This is a genomic window from Simplicispira sp. (assembly GCF_028687295.1).
In the GTDB taxonomy this organism is placed as follows: domain Bacteria; phylum Pseudomonadota; class Gammaproteobacteria; order Burkholderiales; family Burkholderiaceae_C; genus Simplicispira; species Simplicispira metamorpha.
This window is the reverse complement of the sequence record NZ_JAQUAL010000191.1, coordinates 1-5,455: the sequence shown is the minus strand read 5'-3', so window position 1 is coordinate 5,455 and position 5,455 is coordinate 1. Positions and strand designations below refer to the sequence as shown.

Below are 5,455 nucleotides of genomic sequence, written 5' to 3'. Positions count from 1 at the left end.
GTGAAGCTGTAGAGCGTGCCTTCGCCCGAGACGGTGTGCCAGGCCAGCTGGCGCGAGCCGCAGGTGGGGCAGTGCGTGCGCGGAAAAAACAGCCAGTGGCCGTGCTCGCATTGCTGCAAGCGCACGGTATGGGCTTTGAGGCCGTCCCAGAAAGGGGCAGAAATCAGCGTCGGCTGCGGCAGAGGTTTGTTCCAGGCCATGGTTCAAACCCCTTGCAGGATCAAGGCGCCCTGCTCGCTCATCACACCGCCCGTGCCCGAGACGTAGGCCAGGTCGTGGCGCGCCAGTTGGCGCGCGCCAGCGCGACCCTGGATCTGGTGCAGCGCCTCGATCACCTGCGTCATGCCGCCAGCGCTGCCGGTCTGGCCAAAACTGAGTTGTCCGCCGTGGGTGTTCATTGGAAAGTCGCCCTTGAAAGTGAAATCGTGTTCGCGCAAAAAGCGCATGCCCTCGCCCTTGGCGCAAAAGCCCGCGTCTTCCAGCGTCAGCAGCACGGTGATGGTGTAGCAGTCGTAGATTTGCGCCATGTGCATGTCGGCTGGCGTCAGGCCCGCCATGGCAAAGGCGCGGCGCGAGGCCGGGCCGATGGGCGTGGCCAGCATGTCGGCGGCGTAGGTGGGCGACTTGGACTGCACGTGTTCGCCGCAGCCAATCACGCGCACACCACGGTGGCCGCCGCGCCGGGCCTTGTCGTCGCGCGTGAGCACCACGGCGCCGCCACCGGCCACGGGCATGACGATCTCCAGCATGCGCAGCGGCTCGGCCACCATGCGCGACGCCAACACGTCATCGACGGTGATGGGCTGGCCGTAGAACATGGCCTGGGGGTTGTGGCAGGCATTGAAGCGCTGATCGACCGCAATGCGCGCCAGCGCCGCCGCATCGTAGCCATGGATGGCGGCATAGCGCTGGGCGATCATGGCGTAGCCGGTGTTTTGCGCCATGTGGCCGTAGGGCAGATCCATCTCGGCCTCGGGCGCGCCAAAGCGCGTGCTGTGGCCGCCGTAACGCGAGGCCTTCATCACCTCGGCCATGTGGTCGTCGTTGGGCGCGGTGGGCGCCATGCGCGAGGGAATCACGCACACCACGGTGTCGCACATGCCCAGCTCAATGGCGGCAGCCGCACGCCAGACCATGCCCACCGAGCTGGCACCGCCCAGATCCACCACCTCGGCAAAGTTCAGCCGCACGCCCAAATACTCGCCCGCCATGGCAGGCACAAACATGCCTGCCTCATGGAACTGCGGGCCGACGGTGATCAGGCCGTCCACATCGGACAACTCCAGACCCGCATCGTCCAGCGCCTGCGTGGCCAGGTCTGCCACCTGTTCCAGATGGAACATTTGCGGCGCGGTGGCATATTTTTCTGGTTTGTATTGCGCGGCGCCAACCAGCAACGCCTGTCCTTTGAGTCCCATGGGTTCCTTCGGTGAATGTGGTTGCCCCATTGTGGTCAGCCGCGCCGGGCTATCCATCGTCCAACAAGACTATGGGAGGCCGCCCCCGCCGCAGCCCCGGTCACAGCGCAGCGATGTGCTCCACAACACCGGGTAAACCCGCAACCCCACTTCAGGGTTTGCCCTTAGATCGCCAATTTGTCGTCCTTTCGGACGATGTTCAATTGCCCGGGTAGCGAAGAATCGCACCCCAGAACGTATTTGCCGTGAATGCCACCATCCCCGGTGCCGCGCCGCAAAATACCAAGGAGACCTATAGTGCGAACCCCTGTCGGCCTAGTCGTCGCAGCCCTGATGACCCTGGGCGCGGTTCAGGCTTTTGCCCCGCGAGAAACCCCGCCCCTGGCCGCCACACGGCTGGCGGTAGACCGGATGCAGATCAATACGCTGTCCACCTCCAAGGCCGGTCTGGTGGCCGGTGGCGAACTGGGCACCCTGCTGTATTCCACTGACCAGGGCCAGCACTGGGAGCGCGCCCTGGTCTCGGCCCAGCGCCAGGCGCTCATCAACCAGATCAGTTTTTCCCCCGATGGCCTGCAAGGCATGGCCGTCGGCCACGAAGGCTGGATTTTGCGCACCAGCGATGGCGGTCTGAGCTGGACGGAAGTGGCCTTTGACGAGAAGAACGGCGAGCCGCTGATGGGCATTGCCCGGATGCCCTCGGGCGCCTGGATCACCGTGGGCGCCTTTGGCCGCGCGTTGCGCTCGGACGACCAGGGCGCCCATTGGGAGCCGTTGGCACTGCCCGAATCGGTGGCCGACAAGCACCTGAACCGCATCGTGGGCAGCGCCGGTGGCCAGCACTGGCTGCTGGTGGGCGAACAAGGCCTGGTGCTGCGCTCCACCGATGGCGGCGCGCACTGGGCAGTGGTCGAGCCGTTCTACAACGGCTCGCTGTACAACGCCATGGCCCTGCCCGGCGGCGGCTGGCTGGCCTACGGCATGCGCGGCCATGTTTTTCGCAGCGATGGACTTGAAGCGCCCTGGACGCGCTCGGCCATGCCTGCGCAGGTGTCCTTCTTTGGCCATGCCACCACCGCCGATGGCCAGATCGTTCTGGTCGGCCAGGGCAGCCTGGTGGCCACCAGCAAGGATGGCGGTCGGAACTTCAGCCTGGGACGCGTCCAGGGCCGCGCCAACCTGACCGACCTGGTGCTGGCGCCCAACGGCACCGGCTGGCTTGCCAGCGATGCCGGTTTGCAGGCGTTCTCTGCTGCCGCCACGGCCAGCACCCCCTCTTCCCACGGAGCCGCCCAATGAACACGCCCCAAGCCGCCTCCCGCACCCAGGCGCTCATCGCCCGCATGGCGCACACCCTGATTGCCTGGCGCAACACCATCGCCGTCGTCACCACCCTCATCACGCTGGTGCTGGGCGCCTCGGCGCTGCGCACCCACCTGGACGCTGGATTCAACAAACTGATTCCGCTGCGCCACGCTTACATGGCGGCCTTTCTGGAGCACTCGACCACGTTCTCGGGCGCCAACCGGGTGCTGGTCAATGTGCGCTGGAAGGGCGAGGGAGACATCTACAACGAGGCTTTCCTGAAAACCCTGCGCACCGTCACCGACGAGGTGTTCTTCACGCCCGGCGTGAACCGGGCGCAGGTGTTCTCGCTGTTCACCCCCAACGTTCGCTACATCGAGGTCACGGAAAACGGCTTTGTCGGCGAGGTCATCATCCCCTCGCGCTTCACACCCAATGCCGAGGGCCTGGCCCATGTGCGCTCCAACGTCGCCAAGTCCGGGCAGATTGGCCGGCTGGTCAGCACCGACCTCAAATCGGCCATGGTGCGCGCCGACCTGCTGGAGATCGACCCGCAGACTGGCAAGCAGCTGGACTACAGCGCCGTGGCCAAAAAGCTCGAAGCCATCCGCGCCCAGTTCGGCAGCGACCAGATCGAAATCAACATCGTGGGCTTTGCCAAGGTGCTGGGCGACGTGATGGACGGCCTGACCACCGTCATCGGCTTTTTTGGCCTGGCCTTCATCATCACGGCGGTGCTGCTGTGGCTGTATTCGCGCTCGGTCAACCTGACCGTGCTGGCGCTGCTGGTGGCCCTGCTGCCGGTGGTCTGGCTGCTGGGCCTGCTGGCGATGATGGGGTTTGGCATCGACCCGATGTCCATCCTGGTGCCATTCCTGGTGTTCTCGATTGGCGTCTCGCACGCCGTGCAGATGACCAATGCCTGGAAGCACGATGTGCGCGCAGGCATGAGCTCGGAGCAGGCCGCTGAAAGCGCTTTTCGCAAGCTGGCCATTCCGGGCACCCTGGCCCTGTTGACCAACGCGCTGGGCTTCATGGTCATCATGCTGATCGACATTCCCATCGTGCACGAGCTGGGCATGACCGCCTGCCTGGGCGTGCTGCTGATGATCATCACCAACAAAATCATGCTGCCCGTGATTTTGTCGCGCCTGCGCCTGGAGCCTGCGGCGCTGGGCCGCACTGATGGCGTAACGGGCCTGCACCAGCGCTGGTGGGCCATTTCGGTGCTGGCACAGCCCCGCCCTGCCCTGGCCACGCTGGCGGTGTCACTGGTGCTGCTGGCGGGCGGCACCGTCACCTCGCGCCACCTGCTGACCGGCGACATTGGCGCTGGCGCCCCCGAGCTGCGCGCCGAATCGCGCTACAACCGCGACAACGACCGCATCATCAGCACCTACTCGATCGGCATGGACGTGCTCTCGGTGTACGCCGAGGCCAAAGACACGCCCGAAGCCTGCCTGAACTGGAGCGTGATGAACGCGGTGGAGCGCTTTGACCTGGCCATGCGCGGCGTGGACGGCGTGCGCTCCGTGACCACGGTGGCGGGTCTGGCCAAACTGGCAGCGGGCGGCAACAACGAAGGCAACCCGCGCTGGGCCGCACTGCAACGCACCGAGGCGGCGCTGCGCACGGGCGCCAAAGCGGCCAACCCCGAGCTGGGGCTGAACACCGAAAGCTGCGACGTCATCCACCTGCAACTGTTCCTCAAAGACCACGAGGGCGCCACGCTCAAGCACGTGGTGGGCGAAGTACAAAAGTTCATCGACGCCGACAAGACGCCCAACCTGACATTCCGTCTGGGCGGGGGCAACGCCGGGGTGGCCGCCGCCACCAACGACGCGGTGGAACACGCCGAAGTGCAGATGCTGGCCGCCATCTTTGGCGCCATCACGCTGCTGTGCTGGCTCACTTTCCGCAGCTGGCGCGCGGTGCTGTGCATCATCGTGCCGCTGACGCTGGTGTCCATCCTGTGCAACGCGCTGATGGCGATGCTGGGCATTGGCCTGAAGGTGGCCACGCTGCCCGTCATTGCCATGGGTGTGGGCGTGGGCGTGGACTACGGCATTTACCTCTACGAAAGCCTGCAACACGAGCTGGAGCACAAAGGCGCATCGCTGCGCGAAGCCTTTTACGAGGCGCTGCGCCAGCGCGGCACCGCCGCCGTGTTCACCGGCGTGACGATGTCGCTGGGCGTGGGCACCTGGGCCTTCTCGGCACTCAAGTTCCAGGCCGACATGGGCGTTTTGCTGGCCTTCATGTTCCTGGTCAACATGCTGGGCGCCGTCTTCCTGCTGCCCGCCATGGCCTGCTGGCTGGGCGTGGGCACCCAGCGCCGTGCGGTTGCGTCCACACCCACCACCAACACAGCGGCCCCAGCGCCCTTGTTTGCCGCCGCCAAGGAAGCACCGTGATCCAGCTTGAACGCCTGTGGCTCGAACGCGAGCTGCAACAAGTGCTGATCCGCTACGCCCAGCTGTGCGACGAGCGCGACTGGGGGCTGCTGGATCAGGTGTTCAGTACCGATGCCAGCGCCCAATACGGGCTGCGCACGCTGCCCGACCCAGCGGCCATCTTGGACATGCTGCGCAACCACCTGGGGGGCTGCGGCCCCACCCAGCACCTGCTGGCCAACCTGGTGGTGGATGTGGACACGCCCGCAGACGCCAGCGCTGCGGGCGATGCACTGCTGGTCAGCAGCCGCACCGCAGTGCGCGCATCCCACCGAGGGG

Annotated in this window: 5 protein-coding genes; 3 read left to right on the top strand and 2 right to left on the bottom strand. The window is 65.9% G+C overall.

Going from position 1 to position 5,455, the window contains the following annotated elements; all coding sequences use genetic code 11:
* Both PHX69_RS15160 and PHX69_RS15155 read right to left on the bottom strand, forming a co-directional pair.
* Positions 1-200: Zn-ribbon domain-containing OB-fold protein (locus PHX69_RS15160; RefSeq protein WP_288044818.1), on the bottom strand; the 200-nt coding region annotated here is incomplete at its 3' end.
* Positions 201-203: 3 nt separating this feature from the next.
* Positions 204-1,418, bottom strand: coding sequence for a thiolase family protein (locus tag PHX69_RS15155; protein ID WP_288044816.1), 1,215 nt, complete (start codon positions 1,416-1,418; stop codon positions 204-206).
* A gap of 297 nt (positions 1,419-1,715) precedes the next feature.
* Here PHX69_RS15155 and PHX69_RS15150 point away from each other — a divergent pair, with 297 nt between their 5' ends.
* From PHX69_RS15150 to PHX69_RS15140, 3 genes are all read left to right on the top strand, one after another.
* Positions 1,716-2,717: a WD40/YVTN/BNR-like repeat-containing protein gene (locus tag PHX69_RS15150; RefSeq protein ID WP_288044814.1), complete on the top strand. Its 1,002-nt coding sequence runs from the start codon at positions 1,716-1,718 to the stop codon at positions 2,715-2,717.
* Positions 2,714-5,137: an efflux RND transporter permease subunit gene (locus tag PHX69_RS15145; RefSeq protein WP_502958547.1), complete on the top strand. Its 2,424-nt coding sequence runs from the start codon at positions 2,714-2,716 to the stop codon at positions 5,135-5,137. Before PHX69_RS15150 ends, PHX69_RS15145 begins: the two co-directional genes overlap by 4 nt.
* On the top strand, positions 5,134-5,455 hold a 322-nt coding region (locus PHX69_RS15140; protein ID WP_288044812.1), incomplete at its 3' end, for a nuclear transport factor 2 family protein. The genes PHX69_RS15145 and PHX69_RS15140, both read left to right, overlap by 4 nt.